The 25,255-nt window shown below is 68.2% G+C and carries 26 protein-coding genes; 11 read left to right on the forward strand and 15 right to left on the reverse strand.

Going from position 1 to position 25,255, the window contains the following annotated elements:
- Positions 1-203: 203 nt before the first annotated feature.
- The 4 genes from DEI81_RS13740 (at position 204) to DEI81_RS13755 (ending at position 4,611) form a co-directional block, all read left to right on the forward strand.
- Complete coding sequence (locus DEI81_RS13740; protein ID WP_111011297.1) at positions 204-1,082, forward strand: glycosyltransferase family 2 protein; 879 nt, start codon at positions 204-206, stop codon at positions 1,080-1,082.
- Positions 1,003-2,223: a glycosyltransferase gene (locus DEI81_RS16045; RefSeq protein ID WP_146244105.1), complete on the forward strand. Its 1,221-nt coding sequence runs from the start codon at positions 1,003-1,005 to the stop codon at positions 2,221-2,223. Before DEI81_RS13740 ends, DEI81_RS16045 begins: the two co-directional genes overlap by 80 nt.
- Positions 2,220-3,323: a glycosyltransferase gene (locus tag DEI81_RS13750; protein WP_111011298.1), complete on the forward strand. Its 1,104-nt coding sequence runs from the start codon at positions 2,220-2,222 to the stop codon at positions 3,321-3,323. The genes DEI81_RS16045 and DEI81_RS13750 overlap by 4 nt, the downstream gene beginning before the upstream one ends.
- A gap of 229 nt (positions 3,324-3,552) precedes the next feature.
- Entirely contained in the window at positions 3,553-4,611 is a 1,059-nt protein-coding gene (locus tag DEI81_RS13755; RefSeq protein ID WP_111011299.1) for an acyltransferase, read from the forward strand.
- A 164-nt stretch (positions 4,612-4,775) separates the two neighbouring features.
- Here DEI81_RS13755 and DEI81_RS13760 read toward each other — a convergent pair whose 3' ends face one another.
- The 10 genes from DEI81_RS13760 to DEI81_RS13805 all read right to left on the reverse strand — a co-directional run bounded on the left by DEI81_RS13760 (position 4,776) and on the right by DEI81_RS13805 (position 15,516).
- Positions 4,776-5,816 carry an acyltransferase gene (locus tag DEI81_RS13760; RefSeq protein ID WP_111011300.1) on the reverse strand — a complete coding sequence of 347 codons (1,041 nt, stop codon included), beginning with the start codon at positions 5,814-5,816 and terminating at the stop codon, positions 4,776-4,778.
- 102 nt (positions 5,817-5,918) lie between these two features.
- Positions 5,919-6,590: a hypothetical protein gene (locus tag DEI81_RS13765; RefSeq protein ID WP_146244106.1), complete on the reverse strand. Its 672-nt coding sequence runs from the start codon at positions 6,588-6,590 to the stop codon at positions 5,919-5,921.
- 314 nt (positions 6,591-6,904) lie between these two features.
- A complete protein-coding gene (locus tag DEI81_RS13770; RefSeq protein WP_146244107.1) occupies positions 6,905-7,171 on the reverse strand; it encodes a hypothetical protein in 267 nt (88 codons plus the stop codon).
- Positions 7,172-7,379: 208 nt separating this feature from the next.
- The gene (locus DEI81_RS13775) at positions 7,380-8,618 is read right to left on the reverse strand and encodes an O-antigen ligase (RefSeq protein WP_181435434.1); all 1,239 of its coding nucleotides are present in this window, start codon (positions 8,616-8,618) and stop codon (positions 7,380-7,382) included.
- A complete protein-coding gene (locus tag DEI81_RS13780; protein WP_111011304.1) occupies positions 8,615-9,745 on the reverse strand; it encodes a glycosyltransferase family 4 protein in 1,131 nt (376 codons plus the stop codon). The genes DEI81_RS13775 and DEI81_RS13780 overlap by 4 nt, the downstream gene beginning before the upstream one ends.
- Positions 9,738-10,877 (reverse strand): hypothetical protein, encoded by a 1,140-nt coding sequence (locus DEI81_RS13785; RefSeq protein ID WP_146244108.1) that lies wholly within the window; start codon positions 10,875-10,877, stop codon positions 9,738-9,740. The genes DEI81_RS13780 and DEI81_RS13785 overlap by 8 nt, the downstream gene beginning before the upstream one ends.
- Before the next feature lie 128 nt (positions 10,878-11,005).
- Entirely contained in the window at positions 11,006-12,472 is a 1,467-nt protein-coding gene (locus DEI81_RS13790) for a sugar transferase (protein ID WP_111011306.1), read from the reverse strand.
- A gap of 19 nt (positions 12,473-12,491) precedes the next feature.
- Positions 12,492-13,484: a hypothetical protein gene (locus DEI81_RS13795; protein WP_111011307.1), complete on the reverse strand. Its 993-nt coding sequence runs from the start codon at positions 13,482-13,484 to the stop codon at positions 12,492-12,494.
- The gene (locus DEI81_RS13800) at positions 13,481-14,083 is read right to left on the reverse strand and encodes a low molecular weight phosphatase family protein (RefSeq protein WP_111011308.1); all 603 of its coding nucleotides are present in this window, start codon (positions 14,081-14,083) and stop codon (positions 13,481-13,483) included. The genes DEI81_RS13795 and DEI81_RS13800 overlap by 4 nt, the downstream gene beginning before the upstream one ends.
- Positions 14,083-15,516 (reverse strand): polysaccharide biosynthesis tyrosine autokinase, encoded by a 1,434-nt coding sequence (locus DEI81_RS13805; protein ID WP_111011309.1) that lies wholly within the window; start codon positions 15,514-15,516, stop codon positions 14,083-14,085. Before DEI81_RS13805 ends, DEI81_RS13800 begins: the two co-directional genes overlap by 1 nt.
- Before the next feature lie 143 nt (positions 15,517-15,659).
- Between DEI81_RS13805 and DEI81_RS13810 the strand changes: the two genes are divergently transcribed.
- A complete protein-coding gene (locus DEI81_RS13810) occupies positions 15,660-16,403 on the forward strand; it encodes a CPBP family intramembrane glutamic endopeptidase (protein ID WP_181435435.1) in 744 nt (247 codons plus the stop codon).
- Positions 16,404-16,437: 34 nt separating this feature from the next.
- Here the strand turns inward: DEI81_RS13810 and DEI81_RS13815 are convergent, their stop codons facing one another.
- On the reverse strand, positions 16,438-16,635 hold the full coding sequence (locus tag DEI81_RS13815; protein ID WP_111011311.1) for a hypothetical protein: 198 nt from the start codon (positions 16,633-16,635) through the stop codon (positions 16,438-16,440).
- A gap of 69 nt (positions 16,636-16,704) precedes the next feature.
- Positions 16,705-16,911 carry a hypothetical protein gene (locus DEI81_RS13820; protein WP_111011312.1) on the reverse strand — a complete coding sequence of 69 codons (207 nt, stop codon included), beginning with the start codon at positions 16,909-16,911 and terminating at the stop codon, positions 16,705-16,707.
- Between the two features lie 286 nt (positions 16,912-17,197).
- Between DEI81_RS13820 and DEI81_RS13825 the strand changes: the two genes are divergently transcribed.
- Positions 17,198-17,866: a TetR/AcrR family transcriptional regulator gene (locus DEI81_RS13825; protein ID WP_181434605.1), complete on the forward strand. Its 669-nt coding sequence runs from the start codon at positions 17,198-17,200 to the stop codon at positions 17,864-17,866.
- Positions 17,867-18,019: 153 nt separating this feature from the next.
- Here DEI81_RS13825 and DEI81_RS13830 read toward each other — a convergent pair whose 3' ends face one another.
- The gene (locus tag DEI81_RS13830; RefSeq protein WP_111011314.1) at positions 18,020-18,340 is read right to left on the reverse strand and encodes a hypothetical protein; all 321 of its coding nucleotides are present in this window, start codon (positions 18,338-18,340) and stop codon (positions 18,020-18,022) included.
- 297 nt (positions 18,341-18,637) lie between these two features.
- Here DEI81_RS13830 and DEI81_RS13835 point away from each other — a divergent pair, with 297 nt between their 5' ends.
- On the forward strand, positions 18,638-19,003 hold the full coding sequence (locus tag DEI81_RS13835) for a hypothetical protein (RefSeq protein ID WP_111011315.1): 366 nt from the start codon (positions 18,638-18,640) through the stop codon (positions 19,001-19,003).
- Positions 19,004-19,196: 193 nt separating this feature from the next.
- Here DEI81_RS13835 and DEI81_RS13840 read toward each other — a convergent pair whose 3' ends face one another.
- Complete coding sequence (locus tag DEI81_RS13840; RefSeq protein ID WP_111011316.1) at positions 19,197-20,489, reverse strand: adenylosuccinate synthase; 1,293 nt, start codon at positions 20,487-20,489, stop codon at positions 19,197-19,199.
- A gap of 176 nt (positions 20,490-20,665) precedes the next feature.
- Between DEI81_RS13840 and DEI81_RS13845 the strand changes: the two genes are divergently transcribed.
- Genes DEI81_RS13845 through DEI81_RS13855 form a run of 3 tightly spaced genes read left to right on the forward strand, consistent with a single transcriptional unit; the run spans position 20,666 to position 23,957 of the window.
- Entirely contained in the window at positions 20,666-21,583 is a 918-nt protein-coding gene (locus DEI81_RS13845; protein WP_111011317.1) for a bacteriorhodopsin, read from the forward strand.
- Entirely contained in the window at positions 21,580-22,848 is a 1,269-nt protein-coding gene (locus DEI81_RS13850; protein WP_181435436.1) for a lycopene cyclase family protein, read from the forward strand. Before DEI81_RS13845 ends, DEI81_RS13850 begins: the two co-directional genes overlap by 4 nt.
- Complete coding sequence (locus DEI81_RS13855; protein WP_111011319.1) at positions 22,845-23,957, forward strand: Brp/Blh family beta-carotene 15,15'-dioxygenase; 1,113 nt, start codon at positions 22,845-22,847, stop codon at positions 23,955-23,957. Before DEI81_RS13850 ends, DEI81_RS13855 begins: the two co-directional genes overlap by 4 nt.
- A 107-nt stretch (positions 23,958-24,064) precedes the next feature.
- On the opposite strand, the gene DEI81_RS13860 is transcribed toward DEI81_RS13855, so the two are convergent.
- Entirely contained in the window at positions 24,065-24,796 is a 732-nt protein-coding gene (locus DEI81_RS13860) for a triose-phosphate isomerase family protein (protein WP_111011320.1), read from the reverse strand.
- Positions 24,797-24,922: 126 nt separating this feature from the next.
- Between DEI81_RS13860 and DEI81_RS13865 the strand changes: the two genes are divergently transcribed.
- Positions 24,923-25,096 (forward strand): Rv0909 family putative TA system antitoxin, encoded by a 174-nt coding sequence (locus tag DEI81_RS13865; protein WP_111011321.1) that lies wholly within the window; start codon positions 24,923-24,925, stop codon positions 25,094-25,096.
- Positions 25,097-25,255 lie beyond the last annotated feature (159 nt).

The following is a 25,255-nucleotide window of genomic DNA, read 5'->3' on the forward strand; positions in this document are numbered from 1 at the left end:
AAGGACATGGCACTCGTAACGAGTCCGATCTTGATCGAACCCGGGGCGTGGGTCACGGCCCGTTGCATCGTACTCGGCGGCACGCGCATCGGGCGCAATGCGCTCGTGACACCCGGCACCGTCGTACGCGGCGATGTGCCGAGCAACGCGAAAGTGGGCTCAGGACCAATGGAGTACCTCGGAGAACGATTCGGAGGCAGCCAATGAGCCCTTCACCCACTGGCCTCTCGCCCGAGCACGAAGCACGGATTCCTCTTTCCGTCGTGATCATTGCCAAGGACGAAGAACTCGGGATTGGTCGAGTGCTGCAACGGCTCGACGATTTCGACCAGGTGGTCGTAGTCGACTCGCACAGCACTGATCGCACTCGGGAAATCGCCGAATCATTCGGAGCAGACGTGGTCCTGTTTGCCTGGGATGGCACCTACCCGAAAAAGAAACAGTGGAGCCTCGAGCAGCGGGTGCTCAAACATCGCTGGGTTCTGCTCTTGGATGCTGACGAATACCCCGCGCAGGCCCTGATCGACGAGCTCCGATCATTAGCCCCTCGCCTGGGCGACATGACCGACTTCGGCGCATACGACCTGACGCTTTTGTACAAGTTCGCGGGTAGGTTCTTGAAGAACGGCCACCGCGTCACGAAGCGTTCCCTTGTCGATCGGTATGCCTGCAAGTTCCCCGAGATCGGCGACCTCGAAGCGCCTGGCATCCGGGAAGTCGAAGGTCACTACCAGCCCCAGACGAGCAAGAAGGTCGGACGACTCGACAATCCGATCTGCCACGACGATCAGGATCCTCTGAGCAGCTGGTTCGAACGGCACAACCGGTACTCCGACTGGGAGGCGTACCTGAACCAGCACCGCTCGCTGAAACACGAGATTGCCCTGAAGCGGTCGTGGAAAGGCCGCATGTTCGACAGAGTGCCGTTCAAACCCTTGCTTTTCTTCCTTTACGCATACGTGCTACGGCTTGGATTTCGGGACGGTCGCCCAGGATTCGATTATGCCTTCGCCCTTGCTTCGTACTACTGGCAGATCGGGATCAAGACTCGCGAGCTCCGTGACCGAACCCGCGGGGCTTAGGGTGCGGGTAGTCCATGTCATCCCCTCGGTGGCCCGTCGAGATGGTGGTCCTTCGGAAGTGATTCGAGGTCTCTTGACACCCCTCACAGCGGCAGGTCTATCCATTAGGGTCATCACAACGGACAAGGGCCTAGACCAGCGAGACGACGACCTACGGCACCACGCAAACATCGAGATCCACCGTGTGCGACGCCCGATCGGGTGGAGCTACTCTCCAAGCGCGATCAGCGGGATCGTACGCGCCGTTCGCGCGGCGGACATCGTTCATGTTCACAGCCTGCACACCTTCACCTCGACCGTGGCGCTCTGGGCGGCCGCGGCGCTCCGGAGGAGGGTGGTCGTTCAGCCGCATGGATCGCTTGACGCATACCACTGGAATCAGTCGAGGCTCAAGAAAGCGCTGTACTCGGCTTTCATCGACGGGTACGCCCTGCGTCGAGCTGCTGCGCTCATCGTGAGCAGCGATTACGAGGCTGCAACCCGCGCACCGCGCTGGTCTCGCCGCATGAGAGCAGTGTCTGTCCCGCTCGGCGTCGATGACCGTCTGTTTCAACTCGAACGCGCGCAGTCTACGTCCGCGACACGGCCGGCTGTGTTGTTCCTGGGGCGAGTCACCACGAAGAAACGGATCGATCTCGTTCTCGACGCGTTTCGATTGCTGACGGAACGGGGCATCGACGCCGATCTCATTGTTGCTGGCCCCATCGATCCGAGCCTGCCGTACGACCCGATAGGCCTCGCGGAGTCGGCTGGATTGAGCGAGCGGACGCGATTCATCGGCACTGTCGATGCCGATCGAAGGTTGCGTCTCCTTCTGGAAGCAGCCGTTTTTGTCCTGCCGAGCGATGATGAAAGCTTCGGCGTTTCAGTTGCTGAAGCCATGGCAGCAGCGTGTGCCACGGTGACGACAGCAACCGTCGGGATCGCGGCCCCGGCGCAGGCAGCGGAAGCGCTCATCATCGCTGAGCAGACTCCCCGGAGCATCGCTGATTGCCTCGCCCGGCTGCTCGAGGATCCCAGCCTCTCCCAGGAGATGGGTGACCGGGGCCGCCGATACGCGCAAGCACACTTCACCTGGGATCGCGCAGCGTCCACTCTTGTCTCGTTGTACCAAGAGACGGGCCAGCCGGAAGAAAGATGAAGATTCTCCTTACCCAGCCGTACGTACCGGCCTATCGCGTTCCGCTGTTCCAAGCACTTCGTCGCGAACTGCGTCAGTGCGACGCGGAGCTGATAGTTGCTGCCGGCTCCCCCGCTGGGGATCAGGCTCGCCGATCGGACAGGGCCGAGCAGGATTGGGTCCTCGCCATGCGTGAGCGCGTGCTCCGTATCGGGTCCGGACGGGAGATTCGCCTCCGGGCGCTGCCGAGGGGGATACGTCTCGCCGACATCGACGCGGTCGTGACTGAGCTCGACCCAACGAACTTGCTGGCCTGGTCGATCCGTGTTCGCCATCCGCGGACACCGCTGGTCCTGTGGGGACACGGGAAGTCCTTCGTGCGCCGAAATCAACCTCTCGTCGACGTGGCTCGAAACGCGCTGGTTCACGCCGCCACGATGACGATGACCTACACGCCGGCCGGACGCGAGCACTTGTTGCGATCAGCACGGCTAGCCGGTCAGCGAGTCGTGGCGGTCGGGAACAGCACTGACACCTTGACGCTGCGACGGGCATCGGAGAGCCTCACTGATGAAGACCGTCGAACTGCGGTTGCGCTCGTGGGAGAGGGCCCCCGCGCATTGTTCGTCGGCGGCCTCGATCCCTCCAAGCGAATCTCTGATCTCCTGGCGGCCGCGGGCGTGGCACACGCCGACGACCCATCGTTCAAGCTGGTCGTCGTCGGCCGCGGGGCCCTTCAAAGTCTCGTTGAAGACGCCGCTACCTCAGGGGCAGTCGTGCACGTTCCGGAGGCGCGCGGCAGAAAACTCGCAGCGATCGCGGAACTGTGTGATTCGGTGTGGATGCCCGGCCGTGTTGGATTGGTTGCAGTAGATGCGCTGGCGCTGGGACTTCCGGTCATGACAACGCATCACGCCTTCCATGCGCCGGAACTGGATCTCCTCAGACGCGAAGAAGTCAATTTTTTGAAATCGGATCCCACTTCGTTTGCACGAGAGGCTCGCGATTCGGCGCGTCAGGGCCACCCAGTGAGGAGTCTTGCTGACCTTCCCACCGTCGAGAAGGTGGCAACTACGATGGCCACTACTATCCTGGCCTCAATCGATCGGGCGAATCGGTGACTTGTTGAAGGCGCGCGCACGATCGCGCAGCGTCACACGCCTGAGGTAGCCGAACGCGCCACTCTCCCCGCTCGGGAGGGTGGCGCGATCTCGTCGTTCCCGAGCGACATCGGCAAGCAAGCGAACAGGGCATGCATTTGCGGTTGCAGCGCGACGAGAAGCAGCGCTTCGTTCTGACTTGTTCTCAGGGGCGGTGTCTGCGAACCTGAGAGCCGACATAGGGGGCCAGATGGATCAGGTCGTGCGGAGCCGCGTTCAGGGGTGGGATGTTCTGCGCGGAGTTGCTGTCGGCCTCGTCTTGCTCCGGCATGCATGGCCAAGCATCTTCGGCGGTGCGGGCATCGTGGGGGTCGTCATGTTCTTCACCCTCAGCGGGTATCTGATCACCGGAATCCTGTGGCGCGACCTCGAGCGGTTCGGCCGGATCCGCTACGGGCACTTCTACCGCAATAGGGCGATCAGGCTGGTCCCGTCCCTGATCGTGGTCACGGTCGCAGTCGGCACAGTTGCCGCTCTGTTCGACCTGCTCGACGACCGTGGCAGCTTAGTCAGAACCGCTGCGGTGGCGATCACGTACACCGCGGATCTGCCGTTCGATCACGGAAGTGCGGCGATCGAGCACTTGTGGACCTTGGCGACCGAGGAGCAGTTCTATCTCGTGTGGCCGGTGCTGCTCGTCGTCGCCTTCCGGCTGCAACGTGTGCGGACGATGCTGATTGTGTCCGCAGGAGCGATCTACCTCGTATGTGCTGCGTCGATCATCCTGGGTGCTCCGCACTGGGGCTCGATTTACATCCTGCCGACCTCGTGGGCGGTGTCAATGGTGATCGGAGCCGGCCTCTTCTTCGCTGGACGGACGGTGCCGGCCTGGTTCGGTTCGCTCTGGTCGGTGTTGATCGCCGCCGCGGTCCTCGCGGTCTTGGCGTTCACGCCGGATGCGAAGAGCAGCGCGGTCATGTACCTGGTCGGCGGTCCGTCGATCGCGCTTTCCTCAGCGGTTCTGGTGCACGCGTCCCGGGACTGGCGGAGCGTCTCGTCGCCGTGGATGCGAGTGCTGCTGGGACTTGGAGTCGTGTCCTACTCCGCGTACCTCTGGGACTACCCGCTACGGTTGTGGCTTGGCGCCATGATGCCGGACGGGCTCGCGGCTCCCCTCTCGATCGTTGCAACCGTCGCCGTAAGCGCAGGCAGCTGGTGGGCGCTGGAGCGACCACTGCAACGCTGGAAGGCGCAGCTCGATGCGACCCGCCGGGCGCGCGAAATAGCGGTTTCATCCTCGGCCGCGTGAGGGCGCGTGCTACCCGGCTGAGTGCGACGGTGCAGAGCGTGATGGTGGCTGCTGCGACGACCGCGAGAACTGCCACCTGCCACCAACGAGAGCGCTCTCGACTGTGCCGGTCGCGTCGTGGTTGGTGTTGACGCGTGCTTCCGCTGTGCCTTGCGGGAGTGCGGCTAGGCCGTGGCTCGGGCGCGTTTCCGAGGCGATATCGCGGAGCGCACTACTGATCGGAGTGGCACGTCGACCCACTTCGTGAACGCGAACGCGAGTGCGAGTGCGAAGAGGATCGCGATGCAGACCGCTACCCATCGCGGCACCCCTGCAGCATGTAGGTGCAGCAGGAGGATGTACCCGAGGTTCTGGTGCAGTAGGTAGAGCGGGTATGAGGCCCATCCGAGGGCCCGCATCGGTCGGCTTGCGAGGCCGAGGGGGCGCCACATGAGCGTGACGAGGACGATCGTGAAGCCGACTGCTGCGCCGATCACGGATGCCCAATCGAAGTAGAGGCCGGCGAGGAAGGCGACCGCTGGCAGCATGATGACGCTCGGGCGCCGGTCGCCTTCCACGATGCGGAGAGCGATGATGCCGACGAGGAACCATGGCAGGTTCTGGAACACGCCACCGAATCCTTGCAAGCCGAGAGCTTGGGAGGCCAGGGCGAGGAGGAAACTCGCGGCGAGCCAGACGTACAGCGTCAGCGGGAATCGTCGTTCGGTGAGTAGGCCGGAGAACCAGAGCACAGCTGCGATGACGTAGAACACGAGCTCGACCGACAGAGTCCAATAGGCACCGTCGACGTTCTGCACCCCGAAGGCGCTCTGGATCATCGTGAAGTTGAGGATCAGGTCGCGGGGCGATGCCTGTTGACCCGGGAGACCGACCACTGCCACGACTGTCGCCGTGATGACGATGGCCACCCAGTAGGACGGGTAGAGCCGCACGAATCGGGACCGCGCGAACTTGGCTGGGGTGCTTCCGCGAAGGGACATCATGATGACGATGCCAGAGATGATGAAGAACACCCGGACGCCCTGCTGGCCCGCGTGCGCCCACCCGATGCGCTCTCCGAGCTGGGGGTACATCCGGGATGCGTTCGAGAGGTAGTGAAACAGGACCACCCCAATGGCAGCGAGCCCTCGGAGCCCATCGAGCGGCAGAAGCCGGTGACCTGCGCGGTCATGTCCATAATCAAGTGCGGCTGATCCTTCAGACATGGTTACCCCGATTCGATATGAGCGATCCTAGGGACCGGTCCGCGTCAGTAGCTGTCCCTCCACGACTTCGGTGGTGGACGAGGCGCTTTCGTCGTTTCCGGGCTACTTGATGCCCCAACTGCCGTCTGACTGCACCACCACGACGGACGGGCCGGCGAGCGCCGGCACCGAGCCGCTGTAGTTCCCGATCTCGTTCACCGCCCCATTCGGCACTGCACCACGCGTGTACTGAGTCACGATGAAGTTGCTCTCGCCCTGGTTCGTGATCGCCCACGTCTTCACCTTGCCGCTGTAGCGGAACACGCCGTCGTGGGATCCGCTGGTGGGGAGCTTCGGCGCGGACTTGATCGGGCTGATGGTGATCGTCCACGGTCCGGTGGCGGTGACCTGCAGCGACTTGCTTGGATTGCCGATGGCGGTCAGGCCGAACGCGGTGGTGCCGCTGTACGCGCCGATCGTGTTCACGAGGCCGTCGGTCGTCACCTGGTTGGCCGAGTCGATGCCGTTCACGATGAAGTTGTCGCTGCCGGTGTAGGTCGCGGTGACGATGCCGTACTTCGCCTTCGCGGGGAGCGGCACGACGCCGTCAGAGGTGCCGGATTGCTTGACCGGAGTGAAGCTGCCCCAGTGGCTGTAGGCGTTCTTCTTCTTGTGGTGGTGCTTCGCGGCCACCAAATGAACGGTCGATGCCTCGGCGACGGTGGGCACCGTGGCTGCGACGGTGATCGCTGCCGCGAGCGCTGCGGCGGTGATTAGGGGGCGGAGGCTGCGCATGTTTTGGTTCCTTCGAGGAGAGCTTCGGGTGACCCGAGCATAGGGATTCTCGGAGCGAGTCGAACACCCCTCAACATGGTGTCGTTACCGAACCGGTACTAGTCCACGGATTGGTGCTTCGCGGCGGTGCGCCACACCCAGCACTGCCGCTGACTGCCGGCATCCCCCCCACTGCACGAGCACCGCGTCGGAGGACGCCTCGAGCGCGACCGCCTCGACTCGGGCGAGCCGAGTCGGCGTCCGCACCCCAGCATGCACCGGCAGCGGCGGCTGATATGGGACCAGTCGACGTGTTCGCGAACCTTCCGTCGTTCCTAGTCGGCATCGTCGCGCTCCGCACCGTAGAAGGCGATCGACGCCTCAGCATCCTGCTGTTCGCCCCAACTGCTCTTCTGAGCGGAATCTACTTCGACTGGGGCGCGGCGTTGGCTGCCGCTGTGGGCCTCGCTATCGTCCTCGTCACACTCATGTGGCACCCGCTCGGTCTCGCTGGCGAAGCCATGCGGGCGCTGCGTTGCGCCCCTTACCCGCTTCACCTCCTCCACCAGAACCTTGGGTACATCCTCCTGCTCCACCTGCACGCCGAAGGAGTGCCCAGATGGGCTGCGGTGTCACTCACGGTCCTGTTCGCCCTCGCGCCTGCGTTCGCGTTCACACGATGGATCGACGTCCCTTTGCGCAGCGCGGTTCAGCGGGCGCTGCGACGGCGGTATCGGCGCCGGGGGTCTCGCGACCTCTATCCGTCCCGCAGACGACGAGGCGTAGGCCACCCTCGTCGCACGGCACGCGCTATCGCCTTGCCTCACCGGCCGACAGTACGGTCACCCGGTCTCGGCGGACTGAGGAACGCCCGGCGCCGAAGAGGGCGTAGCCGAGCAAGGCCGGCCAGAACGTGTAACGCTCGGTGAATCCGTTGTTCAGGAGGCCCAGGATGAGAACGAGTACGACGTCCATCAAGAGCGCAGCGGCGAGGGGATCAGCTCGGGCAATCCAGAGAGAGCGGGCCGGGGCGAGCGCAAACCAACTGTAAATCGCCAAGAAGACTCCACCACCCGACGCGAGCAGGACGAGAGGTGTCAGCTCTCCCACCCAGATCCCGAAGCCCGCACCAAATACGGGGTGGGACGAAAACGACGACCATCCGTCGTTGATCGACTGAATCCGGCCCTCATTGCTCTGGATCGCGCCACTGTCAGAGGCGAACCGCGTGCTTCCGATCACCCTGCTTCCGTAGATGACCACGGCCGCGACGACGAAGAGGCAGATGGGGAGCGCCCAGCGAAGGGCTTTGGCGCGGCGCGCGTACTCGAGAGCTCCTAGAACCAGGGTTGCAAATCCGACAAGCAGTCCAGCGCGCGACCCCGTCTGGAACACCGCAGCTCCGAGCAGGATCACCAGGACGAATGACATGAATCGGCCCGAGCCTCGACTCCTCAGAACCGCCACGAGCGCAAGGGGGATCGCGAGTACGGCGGTTTGTGCGAGCGCATTCGGGTGACTTGACAGGCCGGCGAAACGCCCTGCTCCGTTCGTTTGCTGCAGCGTCAGCGACGCCAGCCCCATCGCTTGTGCCAGAGCGAACGCAGCGCTCACACACACTCCAGTCAACCACCACCAGATCGCGCGCAGAGCCGCTTGACGGTCCCGGGCTCCCACTCCTGCGGTCACCAGCGCGATGCCCAGAGTTGACAAGCTGACACGAGTGAGCATCTGGAGCGGGCTCAACCCCTCTCCGAGGTAAGCACCGTTGAGCGCCCTGCCCCAGACAATCACGTCGCGGGCGACGAGAAGCAGACCGGCTAGCGTGGGCAAGATCATCCATACCCTGACGCGGACCAGCGCTGTTTGGACCAGTGCTTCGGTGGCCAAGCCCAGTAGCGCGAGAACGAGAAGCACATCGGAGACATTGAGGCTGCCAACTCGTACGGCGCTCCAGCTCGAAGTCATGGCAGCGAGGTACACGAGCACGCGAGTCAGCGCTCCAAGACTGACCGCATCTTGTTCTTGCCGGAAGCTCTGTTCGCTCATCCTGCACTCGCCTCGCCTCGGGCAAGCCCCGCCACGATCTTTTCCGCTACCGCCACCCATGTCGACTCAGCCGCTCTCGCAGCGCCGCGGCGTCCCATCTCGAGCCGTCTCGTTTCGTTGACCAGAAGTGCGAGCAGCGCATCGCTGAGCGCGTCCGGTTGTGCCGCGGTGACCACCAAACCGGTGATGTCGTCCTGCACGAGATCCGGCAGGGCACCGACGTTGGAAACCACGCACGGAAGACCATGTGCCATGGCCTCGGTCACGACCAGTCCGAACGGCTCGAACAGCGAGGGCAGACAAAATACGTCAGCCTGCGTGTAGAGGCGATCGATCGACTCTCGGGACACATGACCAGTCCACTCGACCCCTTCCTCCTCTCGCCGGGGCTCGCAACCAGCGATGATCAACCGAGCTGTAGGGATGGCGTCGCGGACAGTACGGAACGCCTGGAGGAGCTCATATCCTCCCTTGCGCTCGAAGTCGACGCCAACGAACAGGATCGTCGATCCCGGGACGCGCTCCTGGTTGACCGCAGTGATCTGAGTGCCTTGCGCTGCACCTCCCCCGACCGCGATGACTTTGGCAGGGGGAACCTGGTACCGCGTCACGATCTCGCGTCGAACTTGCTCGCCAAGCGTGAACACGACCGTTGCCGCTTGGAACTGCCGACGCTCGGCTCGCACCCGTCGCTCAAAGGCTCGCTGTGGCAGAGCCCAACCAGGCCATTCTTGGCTCAGTGTGGCGGTGCCATCCACGAGCACGGCGTACGCGGATGCTGCGGGACGATAGGTGTTTCCAATCTGCAGGACCACATCGTGCGCCGGCGCTTCGGATACCCGGCGGTCCCGAGCGGCCGATCTGGCCCAGCGAGCGACCGAGCCTTTCCGGTACAGGTTTCGCCACAGCTGGCGATCCGGATGCGCTGAGAGGACGGCAGTGATCACTTTCCGGAGCCCTGTCGGCGTCGAGTCGATAGCGGCGACGACCGCTACGTCCGACCGATCCTCCAGCGCACGCAGGACACCGTGCGGCAAACCCGAGTTGGTCTGCGGATCCGCCGGATTCCCGTCGGCCACGATCGCGATGCGAACCCGACGCTGTCCACCTTCCTGCTGTTCACTCAAGCTGCTGCTGCTCCCTCATAATTCGTGCGTAAACAGGACGAGCAGGCAAGATGAAGCCCACCGGGTACATGACAGCGGACACGGCGAAGCCCACGATAACGCTCCCGTCCACGCCGGCCTCGGCGTAACCCGCCGCGAAGCCGATCCAGGTGAGGCCGACGACAAATGCCCTTCCAATGGTCACACGCCGGTTCTCGCCGAGCATGCGCAACAGGATCGTATGAATTCCCGACCAACCAGAGGTGATCGCCACCAAACCGACGCCGACCAACCCCACCAGAAGTGCCGAGTGCGATACGCCCGAGAACTCGAGGTGGAGAACCACGACGAGGACCACAGCAAGCGCGACGACCGCGGCTCCGAGGAGCGCGAGCGCACGCGCTAGACGCTTACCAGCCCTGAGCAGGGCGACGTCCGCGGTGTGACTTGCCCGCGTTGCTCCGTCCGCGAGGAGCGTCGTTGTACTCGCTGAGAAGACGAGATTGAGCGGACCCATCATGGTTTGGGCGAGACGGAAACCACCGATCGCGACTCCTCCTCCGAGGTGGCCGAGCATGAACATGGGGATGATGGAGTTGAGTGTCCCTACTGCGTAGTCGATCGACTGCAGCGCGGCGGGCCGGCGGTAACTCCGGAAAGGCGTCCACCGTGGTGTTCTCGCGTGATGTCCGAGTTGCACGATCACTGCGATCAGGCAGCAGAAGTTCGCGAAAGCCTGGTAGTAGCCGACCTCCACTCCTGTCGCGACGGCAAGCACGCCGAAAGTCAGCCCAAGTCGAGCCGTCTCTGCCACAGCGGTCCTCCATCGCTTGTCCACGATCAGGCAACGATGGCGAAGCCAGTCCTGCACGATCGGAAGACCCATGCTGATTCCGAGCGCGATGAGTTGTCCGGGATCGTGAATTCCGAACAGGATTGCAAGGAGCACGAGGATCATGCCGCCGCCCAGCCCCACTCCGATGGCGTAACGCGGAGGGGTGAGCGCGAGCTTGTCCACGCGGTATTGAATGAGCGCTGGCTGCAGCACCACGACGCGGGCGAACCCGAAGATCGTGTTCGACGCGAGATTGAGTAATGCGAAGGTGGCGTACTCGCCGTGCGACATCCAGGACACCCCGAGGAAGGAGATCACTGCGCCTGTGACGCTCGCGATCGCCTGAGACAGCAGGATGGGATTCGTGACGAGCCGCCGAAAAGCGGCGACGAGAATCGGGATCGTGCTGAAGATCGAACGCGGGGACGTCCTGGAAGTGGGGACAGTCAATAGGCACCTTTCGAGGCGATCACTGCCCGCAACGTCCGCCACAGGATCACCAGGTCCCCGGTGATCGACCAGTTCTCCACGTAGTACAGATCCAGCCGCACCGAGTTCTCCCACGACAGATCGGACCGCCCGCTGACCTGCCACAATCCGGTCAGGCCCGGCTTGACGAGGAACCGGCGGTGCACGTGTCGGTCGTACCGCTCGACCTCACGCTGCAGCGGCGGACGCGGGCCGACGAGCGCCATGTCGCCGAGCAACACGTTGAACAGCTGCGGGAGTTCGTCCAGGCTGTACCGCCGCATGAACGAGCCGATGCGGGTCACCCGGGGGTCGTTGCGCATCTTGAACAGCACGTCGTTGCCCTCGGCGCGGTCGAGCTGGCTGACCTCCTGGATCCGACTCTCGGCGTCGACGACCATCGACCGGAACTTGATCATCCGGAACGTCGAGCCGTTGAGGCCGACACGCTCCTGCAGGAACAGCACCGGGCCCGGCGAGGTGACCTTCACGGCGATCGCGAGCAGCAGGAACACGGGCAACAGCACGATGACGAGCGCGGCGGCGATCACCAGGTCGAATACCCGCTTGGTGTAGAGCTTGCGGCCCGAGTACGTCGGGGTCTCGACGTGGATCAGGGGCAGGCCCTGCACGGGCCGCGTGTGGATGCGGGGACCACCGATGTCGGTCAGGCTCGGCGCGACGACCAGGTGCTGCTGGCCCGGCTCGAGCGACCAACTCAGCTCGCGCACGCGCTCGGGCGGCAGGTCGTCCGCGCTGGTGATCACGACGGTGTCGGCGTGCGTCGCGTCGAGCGCGTGCTGCAGGTCGTCGAAACCGCCGTAGGAGTGCAGCTCGGTACCCGGCAGGACGCCGACGAGTCCGGTGGAGACGGCCGCGCCGAGCACGCGGTAGCCGGCGGCCGGTTGGCGCTCGAGCTGCGCGGCGATGTGGCGCACGCTGGCGGGTGAGCCCACGAGCAGCACGCGGGCGGAGTACCGCCCCTGCTTGCGCTGCAGGATGAGCCACTGCCGCCACATCCACCGCGAGAACAGCAGCACCAGGATGCCGATGGGGAACGCGATGAGCACGTAGCCGCGGGCGAGCTCGAGGTGCAGCAGGAACGCGGCGATCGCGAACAGGCCGAAGACGCGGATGCTCGAGTCCGCGACCAGGCGGTACTCGGTGCTGCCGACGCCGATCACGCGGTCGCCCCGGGTGTCGTAGACGCCGAGTGCGAGCGTCCACACCACGATCACGAACACCGAGATCGCGGTGTAGCTGAGCTTCAGGTCGTTCTCGTTCGACACGAGGTTGGAGCGCAGGCCGAGCCAGGCGATCTGCACGCCGAACACCACCCACGCCAGGATGAGGACGTCCGTGATCACCAGACGGCGCGCGAACGCACGACTCCAGCCCAACGTCGATGCGTCGGTCTGGAGGGCCGTCTCGCGTTCCGCGGTCATGGTCGCCGCCGCCTCCCGGTCACCACGTCGCGCCCCCGTCGGTCGACGTCAGCACCTGCGACCCGCTCCAGACGGACACCCTGCTGTCGGTCTGGGCGATCGCCACGGCGCCACTCGTGGTCGTCGCGGGAGCGCACCCGGCGTGGGTCGGCTTCGACCCCGCGGCGGCGGCCGCCGTGGTGAGCGTGTCGACCTCGACGCCGTCGCACGTCGAGCGGCCGGTGCGTGCGAGCGTGAACCCGCTGTCGGTGGGGGTGGCCGCGACGAGTCCGGAGACCGGCACCTGCACCCAGTCGTCGGCGGCGGTCTGCCGGACCGCCAGCACCCCGGGGCAGACGACCGCGGCGGTGGTGCCGCTCGTCAGGACCTGGGTCGGCGACGCGCACGGCGAGGGGGACGTGCCCGACGACATGTGGATGCGCGAGTCGGTCGTCACGTAGTCGGAGACCAGGGCCGCGTCGTCCGCGGCCCAGTACTCGCCGTCGGTGTACGACGACAGCGCGGTCTCGGCACAGCTGGCGCCGGTGCCGGCGACGATGCTCGTCTTGACGCCGCCGGCGTCGAGCCCGGCGACGGTGTGGACGTCGTACTGCGCGGTCGATCCCGCCTTCCAGGTCGCTCCGCCGTCGGTCGACCGCTCGACGACGGCGTCGCCGCCGGTGCACGACCCGGACGTCGCGCGCCAGAGCTCCGAGGCGCTGACGGCGACGAGGAACCGCCGCTGACCGTCACCTGCAGCGGTCGGGGTCCCGGTGGCCGACGGGGTCGGGTCGGCGGTCGCGCTGGCCGAGGCCGAGGGACGAGCGGTGGGGGTCGCGGTCGCAGCCGGGACACTGCTGAACGTCGGGATCGGTGCTGCCTGGCCGTTGTCCCCGGGGGCGGTCCGCCCGAGCGCCACGGTCACCAGGAGCACGTCGACCACGACGAGCACCACGACCACGGCGGCCAGCCAGACCAGCGCCTGTCGCGACACCGCGAAGCCCAGACGCCCCTTCCCCCCGTTCGAGCTCATGCCCGACTGCCCCCTGCTGTCGTCGAGTGGATCGCGGTCGTGATGGTCCCCACCGCCTCGGCGAGGACGTCGGCCACGCGCTCGTGGACCTCGGGCGACCGCCGGTACGGGTCCTCGACGTCGTCGTCCGCCGGGTCGGCCGGCGGCGGCACCATGCCGCGCGCGGCCGCGACGGTGGTGACGAGCGAGGCCAGGTCGGTCACGGCCTCCAGGTCGGCGGGCTCGAGCCCGCGCAGCACGCGCGCGAACTGGAGGATCGTGAACGTCCGCCGGGACGCCCGCGGCAGCAGCGACACCACCGCGGCGCGGTGCGCGCGCTCGGCGGTCAGGATCAGGTCCGCGTCGGCGACGATGCGCTCCGTGAGGTACCGCGACCGGTGGTCGCCGGGATCGCCTCCCAGTCGTTCCGACTGCACGGCGGCGGTGACGTCCATCGGCGCGCCGTCATCGGCCATGGTGCCGGCGCTGGCGACGACGACGCCGGGGACGTCCGCGAGCTGCGCGCGGAGCAGCTGCGCCGCCAGCGGAGACCGGCAGATGTTGCCGGTGCAGACGGTGAGGATCGTGAACGGACGGGCGGTCCCCTCCCCCGTCGTCATCAGTCCGCTTTCCGCAGCGGACCGACGCCGGCGCTGGGCTTGCGGGGGATCTCGGCCTCGTCCTCGTTGTCCAGCCCGTAGCCGTACGCATAGCCGTACCGGCCGTAGCCGTACGCGCCCGGACCCTTGGTCGGCATCATCGTCAGGACGAACCCGGCGATCGGCGCGTCGACGTGCTCGAGCGTCGACACCGCGCCCGCGAGCTGCGCCTTGTGCGTCTTGCCCGAGGCGACGGCGACGATCGCGCCGCTCGCCTTCTTGGACAGGATGGCCGCGTCGGTGACCGGGAGGAGCGGGGGCGCGTCGAACAGGATGTAGTCGTACTCCTGCTCCAGGCGCTCGATGAGCAGCTGCATGTTCCGCGAACCGAGGAGCTCCGACGGGTTCGGCGGGATCGGTCCGGCGGGCAGGACGCGCATCGCACCGCGACCCCAGGGCTGGGCGACGTCGTCGAGGTCGGCGCGGCCGATGAGCACGTCGGTCAGACCCGCGGCGCCCTCGACGTCCATGTACTGCGCGACCTTCGGCCGGCGCAGGTCGGCGTCGATGAGGATGACCTTGTACCCGGCGGTGTCGAGCGCGATCGCGAGGTTCGCGACGGTGGTGCTCTTGCCCTCGGACTCGACCGACGACGTCATGACGAACGTGCGCGCCGGGCCGTCGAGGTCGAGGAACTGCAGGTTCGTGCGGAGGGTGCGGAACGACTCGGCGCGCGGGCTGCGCGGGTCGGCCTGCACGATGAGCGGACGCGTCGCCGCCTTGTTGTCGAAGGCGATGCCGCCGATGATCGGCTTGGTGCTGATGCGCTCGATGTCGGTCTCGGTGCGGACGCGGTTGTCGAGCGTCTCGCGGAGCACGGCCACGCCGACGCCGAGCGCCAGGCCGACGAGCAGGCCGAGGACGATGTTGACCGGCACGTTCGGGCTGACCGGCTTCGAGGGGACCTGAGCCTCCTTGACGCGGGTGAGCTTGACCGTGCTCTGACCATTCGCGTCCGTCGCCTCGATGTTCTGCACGACGTTCGTCAGGCTCGACGAGGTCGCGTTCGCGATGTCCGCCGCCCGCACCGGGTCGACGTCGGTCACGTTGATCGTGATGAGCGTGGTGCTCGTCGGGGCGTCGGCGCTGACGAGGCCGGCGAGCTGCTCGGCCGTCATGTGCAGGTGGAGCTTGGCGATGACCGGCAGGAGCACGATCGGCGTGCTCACGAGGTTCGAGTAGGTGACGACCCGCTGCTGCGTGAACGTGTTGCCCTGCGCCAGGTCGGACGCGCTGCCGCTCGTCTCGGTGGAGACGAACACCTGCGCCGACGCGGCGTACTGCGGCGTCTTGGCGATCGAGAACCCGGCCGCTGCTGCCACCCCCACGAGCGCGAGGATGAGGATCATCATCCAGCCCTTGCGTAGCACCGTGATGTAGTCGCGAAGCTCCACGCTCCAGCCTTCCCCGAACTGACGTCACCGATGCTCCTGATGCGTCGTGTGACAGCCACCGGTGAGGAAATAGTGCCATACCGATGAGTAGGGATCGGGTTCGTCACGCACATCGGGCCGGACCTGACCCCTACGGTGAGTGCATGAGCGCCGAAGAACCGACGATCGCTCCGCCGCGTCGCCGGAGTCTCCTGCCCCTCGGGATCGCGCTGGTCATCGTGATCGTGCTCGAGCGGATCGTGAGCAGCGCCGTGCAGCGGGGGTCGGTGCCGAGCGCTCCCGTGCAGCTCCTGCTGTCGGACCTGGCGTCGTGGGTGCCCCTCGTTCTGGGGGTGCTCTGGTACCTGCGCGACCGCGGCGCGACCTCGGTCGTCGATCGCCTGGGCCTCCGGATCAGCGTGTTCGACGTCTTCCCCGCCATCGCGATCGCCTGCCTGGCGCGGGCCGTGGACGGGTTCCTCAACCTGGCGATGTTCGACAGCACGGGGCTCAGCCCGCAGCCGGTGCTCGGCGGCGGGGTCCAGGTCGCGGTGCTCACGCTCACGGTGCTCGGTCCGTGCATCCTGTCGCCCGTGATCGAGGAGCTGTTCTTCCGCGGCACACTGCAGCCACTGCTCGCCGATCGGATCGGCGGCGAGGACGACCGACGGGGCAACCTCCGGCTCGCGACCGTCCTGGGCGTCGTCGGTGCCGCGGTGCTGTTCGCCGCGATGCACGTCCTCGTGGCGAACACCACGGTCGAGGGGGCGTTCGTCACCTTCGTGAGCACGTTCGTCCTCGGGCTGCTGCTCGGGGCGTTCGTCGCCGTCACGAAGCGGCTCGGCGGCGCGATCCTGGCGCACGTCCTGTTCAACGCGATCGCGGTCGCGCTCACCTGGCCTCGGTGAACACGACCGCGATGCGGTGAGCATGGGCGCTCGATCAGTGGATGACCGGGTGCACGTGCTCGTACGCCAGCCACACGAGTGAGACCGACGACGCCGTGACGACGCCGAGCGTGGCCCACTGGTGCCAGGTCGCGCGGAAGCGGCCGTAGCGGTCGCGCTGCGCGGTGTGCTGCATGTGCCGGATCTGCGTACGGGAGTAGCGATTCTGGGCGCGGTTGTAGACGGGTTGCATGGTGGCCTTTCGGGTAGGAACCAAGCGGATTCGGGATTTCGGGTAGCCGAAGAATAACCCGAGACGGGCTCAGGGGCTAGTGCGGACGGGGCGACGCGGCGCCCGCCAGTGCGGCTGCGGGACCAGCCCATCACCCGCCGGCACCGTCACGTGGTCCTCGCCGCGCTCGCAGAAGCAGGCGAGCAGGATCGGCGTGCCGTCGTGGAGCTGGTGGAACGTCTCGACGTGGGGCCGCGGCTGCCCGCCATCGCTCGTCGGCTGTGTCTCGTCCGGCATGGATCGATTCCCCCTGGTCCCCGACCACCTCGTCCGGAGCGGCGACACCGTGGTACTCCAACGAGGAACCGGGAAGCGCTCCTCGACCACCGCCCCGGACGGGTGTCCTCTACCCCGCGCGCAGACCCGAAACCGGCGCGGAGCGAGGTGCGACACATGTTGCCTGGTTCGGACACGTTCCACAAGTCGTTCGTCTGGCGAACCGGCCGGTGGCGGCCGGGCGGTGCCGCAGGGTCCTCGCCGCTCTGCTCGCCGCCCTGCTCCCCGATCCGGATACGGTGATGCGATGCACGACCAGCGATCTACGACCAACCACCGTCAGGAGCAGAAGGCGAACACCCGTGCCGCGATCCTGCGCGCCGCCGCGACGGAGTTCGCGACCCGGGGCTACGCCGGCACGAGCATCGCGAGCATCGCAGCGGCCATGGGCAAGCCGAAGTCAGCCGTGGGGCACCACCAGTTCGCGTCGAAGCAGCAGATCGCCGAGGCGATCGTCCGGCAGCAGCAGGAGACGTGGGCCTCGATGCGGGCGGAGGTCGAGCAGGCGACGCCGCCCGGACTCGGCCGGTTGCTGCGCCTCCTCATGACGGCGGCGCTCGACGCGCGCGAGCACCCGAGCGCACTCGCCGCAGTGCGCCTCCTGGCCGACCAGCGTGCGAACGGGATCACCCTGCCGCGCTCGACGGTGCCGTGGCGGGCGTACGTGGCTGAACAGTTCCAGATCGACATCGACGCCGGACGGATCCCGTCCGACCGCCCCGCCGAGGAACTCGCGCGACGGCTGCTCAACGCGAGCTTCGGTGTGTTCGACGCCGAGAGCCGCGGACTCCAGGCCATCGACACCGAAGCGGCACTCCGGGCGCTGTGGGCGGACCTCCTGGCCGGGGTCGGCGTGACGGACGTCGACGCCGTGCTCGAGCAGGTCGGCGCGGTGGACGCCGCGCCCCCCGCCTGACGCGCCGATCCGACTGCGGCCCGACCGCGGACGGGCGGTCGCACGACCGCACCCGTCCGCGCGACCGCCGACCGCGCGACCGCCCGGAACGACGAACGCCCCCGCTGCCGGAGCAGCGAGGGCGTGAGGCCGTCGATCGTGGAGCGCTCGAGCTCAGCGGATCGGGCGGATGACGTTCGGAAGCATGAGGTGCAGGTGCTCCGAGAGCTTGGCCTGGGCGTCCTCGAGCGAGGCGTAGTCGCCGATGTACTGGCCGAAGGTGTCCGACGCGAAGTAGTGGGCGCCCTGCTTGTCGACCGTGCCGCCGTAGTAGCCGCCGTAGCTCGCGACCCAGAGGCCCTTGTCCGCCTCGGTCCACGTGATCTGCGCGCGGGTCACCTGGCCGGCGGCTGCGGCTTCCGCCTCGAGGATCGCGATGGTGTCCACGGTGTCCGTGTCCAGGGTGACGTCGGAGTGGGAGATGGTCATGCTCATGTCGCGGCCTCGCTTTCCTTCGGGGTACGTCTGCGGTACTCCTCCACCGTACGAACCACGGGTCCGAGCGCGCCAGTCGAGCCCGTGATCTCCCGGGATCCTCGGAGCAGCAGGCAAGGCGAGGCCCGGATTCACGGGTCACGCATGACTCCCGCTATCCCCCGCGTTGGGGTACAGGGGTACACACGCGTCACACCGAGGCGGCCCTGGCACCTGCGACTCCTGACACCCCGGCCCCTGGTGATCGATGGGAACACCTGGTCGAATGACTCCCACCCCCGACCGTCAGGAGGACGAGTGCACGCCGGAGACCTGTCAGCCGCGCTGGGGAACGAGCGCGCGCTGCTCGAACGCCTCGTCGGCGCGACCCGGACCGCACGCCCCGCAGCCGAGTGCGACGCCGTCCTGGAGGACCTCCGTGCCGCCCGCCTCGTCCGTGACGTCCACCTCGCCACCGTCCTCCGCGATCTGCACCGCGCCGAGGAGGCGGCCCTGTCCGCGTTGCTCGAGCCGGGCCTCCCGGCCCCGTGGGACCTGATCCTGCCCGAACACGTGACCGCGATCCGAGCGCTGGCGGCCGAGATCGACGCGCAGGAGCGCGGGCGCCCCGGTGCCGCCCCCGCGCGATGGCCAGCGTTCGCGGCCGCCGCTGGCTACCGCTGACGCCCGGTCGGCTGGCCAGCCGACCGGGCACCGGCGGCCGGCCGCTCCCCCGAACCGCGAGATCGCAGTCGTTGCCGCTTCGACCGGGGGCGTACCGGCAACGACTGCGATCTCGCGGGAGAGAAGGGGCGCCACCGGCCTCGGCCGGCGCCCCGGCCGCCGGCGCCGGCAGGAGGGGGCGCCGCGGCGTCGGCTACTCGGCGCCGAGGAGGTCGTGGCGCACGACGATGGCGTCACGGCCGGGGCCGACGCCGATCGCGGAGATGCGTGCGCCGGACATCGCCTCGACCGCGAGCACGTAGTCCTGCGCGTTCTTCGGCAGGTCGTCGAAGCTCCGCGCGCCCGAGATGTCCTCGGACCAGCCGGGGAACTCCTGGTACACGGGCACGGCGTGGTGGAAGTCCGACTGCGACACCGGGACCTCGTCCATGCGCTCGCCGTCGACCTCGTACGCGACACAGACCGGGATCGTCTCGAGGCCCGTCAGGACGTCGAGCTTCGTGAGCACGAAGTCCGTCACACCGTTGATCCGGGCCGAGTACCGGGCGATCGGGGCGTCGTACCAGCCGCAGCGGCGCGGCCGTCCGGTCGTCGTGCCGAACTCGAACCCGTTCGCACGGAGGAACTCCCCCGACTCGTCGAACAGCTCGGTCGGGAACGGGCCGGCGCCGACCCGGGTCGTGTACGCCTTGACGATGCCGATGACGCGTTCGATGCGGCCGGGACCGATGCCGGAACCCGTGGCGGCGCCGCCCGCCGTGGCGGAGGACGACGTGACGAACGGGTACGTGCCGTGGTCGACATCGAGCATGGTGGCCTGGCCGGCCTCGAAGAGGACGGTGTCGCCGCGCTCGAGCGCCCGGTGGATCTCGAGCGCCGTGTCGGTCACCATCGGGCGGAGCCGGTCGGCGAACGACAGGAGCGACTCGACGACCTCCTCCGCCTCGATCGCCCGGCGGTTGTAGACCTTGACCAGCAGGTGGTTCTTCTGCTCGAGCGCGGCCTCGACCTTCTGCCGCAGGATGTTCTCGTCGAAGATGTCCTGGATCCGGATGCCGACGCGGTTGATCTTGTCGGCGTAGGTCGGCCCGATGCCCCGGCCGGTCGTGCCGATCTGCCGCTTGCCGAGGAACCGCTCGGTCACCTTGTCGATGGTCCGGTGGTAGTGCGTGATGACGTGGGCGTTCGCCGACACCCGCAGCTTCGAGACGTCGACCCCGCGGGCCCGGAGCGCGTCGAGCTCCTGGAACAGGACCTCGAGGTCGACGACGACGCCGTTGCCGATGACCGGCGTGACGCCCGGCGTGAGGATGCCCGACGGCAGCAGATGCAGGGCGTACTTCTGTCCGTCGACCACGACCGTGTGCCCGGCGTTGTTGCCGCCGTTGAACTTGACGACGTAGTCGATGCGGCTGCCGAGGAGGTCGGTGGCCTTCCCCTTGCCCTCGTCCCCCCACTGGGCTCCGATGATCACGACTGCGGGCATGTGGTTCTCCTCACGTCTGCGGAGGACCGGGCCCGACCGAGCGGCCGGTGGTCCACCCGAGTCTATCGGCCTCGTTTCCCCCGTTACCTGGGGCATCGGGCAGTCGCCTCCGAGCATCGTCAGGGCGGTCCGCAGCGCGCGGCGGCCGCCCCGGTGGCCACGACGAGAGGTGCAGCATGCACGACGACACCATCGCCCCTTGGAAGGTGCCCCTGACCGAGGCCGAACACTCCGTGATCCTCTACGCGCTGGCGGTGGCGGGCCTGGCCATGATCGCCTACTTCATCAAGTCGTGGACGTCGCGCAACGAGGTCTCGCCGCGCTACCGCACCTCGGTCTACGCGAGCATGGGGATCACCGCGGTCGCGTTCCTGTCGTACGTGCTGCTCGTCATCAAGTTCGACCTCGGCTACGACCAGCACGGCAGCCGGTGGCTGCCGAACAGCGACGCGATGCTGAGTTGGACCCCGCGGTACATGGACTGGACGGTCACCGTCCCGATGCTCATGATCGAGCTCATCGGCGTCGCGATGCTCGCGGGGCCGGCGGCTCGACGCGTCCGGTTCGTCGGCATCGGTGCCGCGTTCCTCATGATCGCGACCGGGTACATCGGCGGCGTGGTCATCGACGACGGGGAGTCCCTGGGCGGCCTCGCACTGTGGGGGTCGATCTCCGGCGTGTTCATGGTGGTCCTGTACATCGTGATCATCTACGTCATGGTGGGCAGTCGCCGGCAGTTCGCCGACGGGGAGGCGATCGGCACCTACACGAACGCGTGCATCCTGTTGCTCGTCACCTGGTTCGTGTACCCCATCGTGTTCGGCCTGCAGGGCTGGGGCCACGGTGGCGCCGTCACCACCTGGATGCAGGTGCTGCTCTCCGCCGCCGACATCGCGGCCAAGGTGGGCTTCGGCGCCATGATCCACAAGGTCGCGAAGCTCCGCACGGCAGCCGACGTCCGCGACCACGAGGACACGCACCCCGAGTCGGTGTGGTGGTCGTCGGTCAAGGTCTCGGACGCGGTCCTGCCGCCGCTGTCGGAGTCGGTCCGCGCCTCGGCGCAGGGAGCGCCGCGGGTCAAGCGCCCCCGGTGAGCGGCGCGCTCGCGCACGACGCCCGCCCGGGCACGGGCACGGGCACGGGCACGACGGCAGCGCCGGAGCCCGGGTCCGCGCGACCCGTCCCGGTCGACTACGCAGTGCTCGGCGCGGGGTGCGCGGGGCTCGCCACCGCGATCGCCCTCGCCGAGCGCAGGTCGGCCGGGTCCGTCGTGTTGCTCGACGCCCGCACGGCCTACACGGACGACCACACGTGGTCGTTCTGGCACGTGGAACCGACACCGTTCGACGACTGCATCACGGCGCGCTGGTCGTCCTGGGCCGTCCGTGCGGGTGGGCGCACCGTGACGACGACGGCCGCCGCGGCCCCGTACGTCTCGATCCGTGCGTCCGACTACTACCGGGAGGCCCTGCATCGGCTGGCGGGGCTGGCCGACGTCCGGCTCCGGCTCGGCACCGCCGTCACCGGGGTTGACGCCGGTCCTGACGGCAACACGGTTCGGACGCCATCGGGCGACGTTCCGGCCCGGCGCGTGGTGGACGCCCGCGGGCCGGTCGACACCAGGCCGGAGGACGGCGGCGGTGCGTTCGCGCAGCGCTTCCTCGGCGTCCGGGTCCGCGCACACCGTCCCGTGTTCGACCCCGGGGTGGTCACACTGATGGACTTCGACGTCGACCAGTCCCGCGGGATCCACTTCGTGTACGTCCTGCCCACGTCGACGACCGAGGCGCTCGTCGAGGACACCTACCTGACGGAGGCGGCGGTGCCTCGCGCGGTCCTCGAGGCGGGGATCACGACGTACCTCCGGGAGCGCCACGGACTCGGCCCCGACGAGCTCGACCGCATGGGCGGCGAGCACGGCGTGATCCCGATGCGGCTCGCTGGGCGTGATGTGCCGCCGGACATCGTCGGCGTCCGTGGAGGAGCGGTGCGACCGAGCACCGGGTACGCGTTCCTGCGGATCCAGCGTGCGGCCGCCGGGCTCGCCGCGGGGCATCGAACCCCGCCCCGCGGACCGATGCGGACGTGGGTGCTCGACGCCGTGTTCCTGCGGTTCCTCCAGGACCGCCCCGACGCGGTCCCGGGTGTCTTCCTCCGGATGTTCGACCGGGTCCCGGGGGACGCCCTGGTCCGGTTCCTCACCGAGCGCTCGACGGTCCGCGACGACCTGCGGATGGTCCTGGCGCTGCCGACGGTCCCGTTCCTGCTGGCGGCGGTCCGGGTGGTCGTGCGGGCGCTGCTCGGCACGGCACGGGATCGGCGAGCGGGACGGCTGGCGGACCGCTCGGCGCCCGGATGAGCAGCGCGGGCCTCCCGGGCGTCGCGAGCGCGCCCGCTGACCTGCCACTGGACGGAGCCCTGCGCGGTGCCGTGCGGGGACGGGTGCTCCGGCCCGCCTCGGTGGTCCTCGGGGCCGTGCTGGTCGCCTGCGTCGCCCTCCGCGTCGCCGAGGTGCAGCTCCCCCCGGCGGTGCAGCTCGTGCCGTTCGCGCTCAGCCTCGTCGTGTTCGGCCTACCGCACGGCGCGCTCGACCACCTCGTGCCGGTGCGCATGCGAGCGACAGCGCGGGCGCCGCTGTCGGTGTTCGTGGTCGTCGTGGCGTACCTGGTCCTCGGTAGCGCGACCGCAGTGCTCTGGTGGGCGGCACCACTCGTCGGCTTCGCCGGCTTCATCGCGCTGACGTGGTTCCACTGGGGACAGGGCGACCTGTGGGTGCGACAGTCCGTCGAGACGCGGCCGGCATCCGTGCCGCTCGCGGTCGGGACCGTCGTCGTCCGCGGTGGGATCCCGATGCTCGTGCCGTTCGTCACGCAGCCGGCGGTGTACCGACAGGTCCTGCTCGACACCGCGGGCGTGGTGCGGCACGTGCCCCCGGGCGACGTCGCCGCGGTGTTCCAACCCACCGTCCGCGTGGCCGTCGGTGTGGTGTTCGCCGCCACGGTCCTCCTGACCGTCCTGGCGGAGGCGTGCTCAGCCCGGGCCCATCCGGCGCAGCGTCGCGCGTTCGGACGGGACCTGGGCGCGACCCTGTTCCTCGTCGCGTTCTTCGCCGTCGTACCGGCGGTCCTGGCTGTCGGTCTGTACTTCTGCCTGTGGCACGCGCTCCGGCACATCGTCCGCCTCGAGCTGCTCGATCCGGCGTCGGCGTCGGACCTGCGCGCCGGGCGTCCGGTCCGGCCGTTCCTGCGGTTCGCGCGCGACGCCTGGCCGGTCACGGCGATCGCGACGGCCATGCTCGTGGCACTCGCCCTGCTCCGCCGCGGTGAGGGTTCACCGCTCGGCGTGTACCTCGCGTTGATCGCGGCGCTCACCGTCCCGCACGTCGCGGTCGTGGCCTGGATGGACCGGCGACAGGGCGTGTGGGGCGTGCGCCGGCACCGTCGGGAGGCGCGGCGCGTCGAGGGCTGATGCGGGCCTCGTGACTCGCCTCACGGCGCCGAGGTCGCAGCACACTCCGCTTCCCACCGCCCCCGTTGACGGCGCGTTCTGCGATCTCGGGCAGCGTGAACGGGGGGTCAGGCGGTGAGGGCCGCGGCCTCGTCGAGGACCCGGCGGACGTTCTCCGGATCGTGGGCGAAGCGCCCGAGGAACAGGCCGTCCACGCTCGGGTGGAGCCGTCCGAGCAACCCCGGGCCCGCACTCCCCCCGTAGACGATCGGCCTGCCCGCGAGCGCTCCCGGCAGTCCGTCGCGCAGGGCGTCGACGGTCGCCGTGACGTGCGACGCGGGGGCCGGTTCCGCGGCACCGATCGCCCAGACCGGCTCGTACGCGATCATCAGCGGTCCGGTCGTGGCGGCACCGACCTGCTCGAGACACCACGCGGCGGCCTCCCGCGGGTCGCACCGCGTCGTCTCGCCGACGCACAGGAGCGGGGTGAGCCCGGCCTCCTGGGCGACGGTGACCTTGGCGGCGACCACCGCGTCGGTCTCACCGTCGGCGCGACGCTCGGCGTGCCCGACCTCCGCCATCGTGACCCCGAGTTCGGCGAGCAGGGGCGCGCCGGTCTCGCCGGTGTGGGCGCCCTCGGCGTAGCGGCTGACGTCCTGCGCCGCGACGCGGACCCGGGTGCCCGCAGCGAGCCGGACGGCGGACTCGAGCAGCGGCGTCGAGGGCGCGACGAACAGCGCCACGCGGCCGTCGACCACGCCGGGGTGCTCCCGAGCGAGCTCGGTGACGCGGCCGAGCCAGTCGAGGGACCGGCGGTACGACAGGTAGAGCTTCGTGCTGATGCCGATGTGGATGGTCACGAGCCCAGTGAACGCGATGACCGCCGGAGACGCTGGGAACGCTCCCCGCAGCCGGGAGGAACGTGGGCACCCCGCATCCGGGGCAGTGGATCCCGGGCGGGCTGGAGCACTCGGAAGGAGCACGACATGGCAGACCTCGGCGACAAGGCGAAGGACTTCGCGGACAGCGACAAGGGCGAGAAGGCGTCCGACGCCGGCCTCGACAAGGCGGCCGGCGCGGCCGACAAGGCCACGGGCGGCGGACACTCCGACCAGATCGAGAAGGGCGAGCAGGCCGCCGACGACAAGATCGGCAACTGACTCCGCTCCACCGACACGACGACGGCACCCGTTCCCTGTGGACCGGGTGCCGTCGTCGTCAGGGAGACAGGGTGCCGTCTCGTCCGGGGACGGGTGCCGCCTCGTCGGGGAGGCTCGGGGCCGGTGGCTCCGTCGCCGTCCGGACCTGCTGCCGGTGCC

It is taken from the genome of Curtobacterium sp. MCBD17_013 (assembly GCF_003234565.1).
GTDB lineage: Bacteria > Actinomycetota > Actinomycetes > Actinomycetales > Microbacteriaceae > Curtobacterium.

What these genes read in the sequence shown, in the direction of transcription:
- DEI81_RS13800 (WP_111011308.1), bottom strand. Translation starts at nt 14,083, where the DNA reads ATGACGACGGGGGAGGGGACCGCCCGTCCGTTCACGATCCTCACCGTC.
- DEI81_RS13765 (WP_146244106.1), bottom strand. Translation starts at nt 6,590, where the DNA reads ATGCGCAGCCTCCGCCCCCTAATCACCGCCGCAGCGCTCGCGGCAGCG.
- DEI81_RS13760 (WP_111011300.1), bottom strand. Translation starts at nt 5,816, where the DNA reads ATGTCTGAAGGATCAGCCGCACTTGATTATGGACATGACCGCGCAGGT.
- DEI81_RS13775 (WP_181435434.1), bottom strand. Translation starts at nt 8,618, where the DNA reads ATGAGCGAACAGAGCTTCCGGCAAGAACAAGATGCGGTCAGTCTTGGA.
- DEI81_RS13825 (WP_181434605.1), top strand. Translation starts at nt 17,198, where the DNA reads ATGCACGACCAGCGATCTACGACCAACCACCGTCAGGAGCAGAAGGCG.
- DEI81_RS16045 (WP_146244105.1), top strand. Translation starts at nt 1,003, where the DNA reads ATGCCTTCGCCCTTGCTTCGTACTACTGGCAGATCGGGATCAAGACTC.
- DEI81_RS13740 (WP_111011297.1), top strand. Translation starts at nt 204, where the DNA reads ATGAGCCCTTCACCCACTGGCCTCTCGCCCGAGCACGAAGCACGGATT.
- DEI81_RS13755 (WP_111011299.1), top strand. Translation starts at nt 3,553, where the DNA reads ATGGATCAGGTCGTGCGGAGCCGCGTTCAGGGGTGGGATGTTCTGCGC.
- DEI81_RS13830 (WP_111011314.1), bottom strand. Translation starts at nt 18,340, where the DNA reads ATGAGCATGACCATCTCCCACTCCGACGTCACCCTGGACACGGACACC.
- DEI81_RS13840 (WP_111011316.1), bottom strand. Translation starts at nt 20,489, where the DNA reads ATGCCCGCAGTCGTGATCATCGGAGCCCAGTGGGGGGACGAGGGCAAG.
- DEI81_RS13865 (WP_111011321.1), top strand. Translation starts at nt 24,923, where the DNA reads ATGGCAGACCTCGGCGACAAGGCGAAGGACTTCGCGGACAGCGACAAG.
- DEI81_RS13820 (WP_111011312.1), bottom strand. Translation starts at nt 16,911, where the DNA reads ATGCCGGACGAGACACAGCCGACGAGCGATGGCGGGCAGCCGCGGCCC.
- DEI81_RS13845 (WP_111011317.1), top strand. Translation starts at nt 20,666, where the DNA reads ATGCACGACGACACCATCGCCCCTTGGAAGGTGCCCCTGACCGAGGCC.
- DEI81_RS13855 (WP_111011319.1), top strand. Translation starts at nt 22,845, where the DNA reads ATGAGCAGCGCGGGCCTCCCGGGCGTCGCGAGCGCGCCCGCTGACCTG.
- DEI81_RS13815 (WP_111011311.1), bottom strand. Translation starts at nt 16,635, where the DNA reads ATGCAACCCGTCTACAACCGCGCCCAGAATCGCTACTCCCGTACGCAG.
- DEI81_RS13790 (WP_111011306.1), bottom strand. Translation starts at nt 12,472, where the DNA reads ATGACCGCGGAACGCGAGACGGCCCTCCAGACCGACGCATCGACGTTG.
- DEI81_RS13795 (WP_111011307.1), bottom strand. Translation starts at nt 13,484, where the DNA reads ATGAGCTCGAACGGGGGGAAGGGGCGTCTGGGCTTCGCGGTGTCGCGA.
- DEI81_RS13810 (WP_181435435.1), top strand. Translation starts at nt 15,660, where the DNA reads ATGAGCGCCGAAGAACCGACGATCGCTCCGCCGCGTCGCCGGAGTCTC.
- DEI81_RS13750 (WP_111011298.1), top strand. Translation starts at nt 2,220, where the DNA reads ATGAAGATTCTCCTTACCCAGCCGTACGTACCGGCCTATCGCGTTCCG.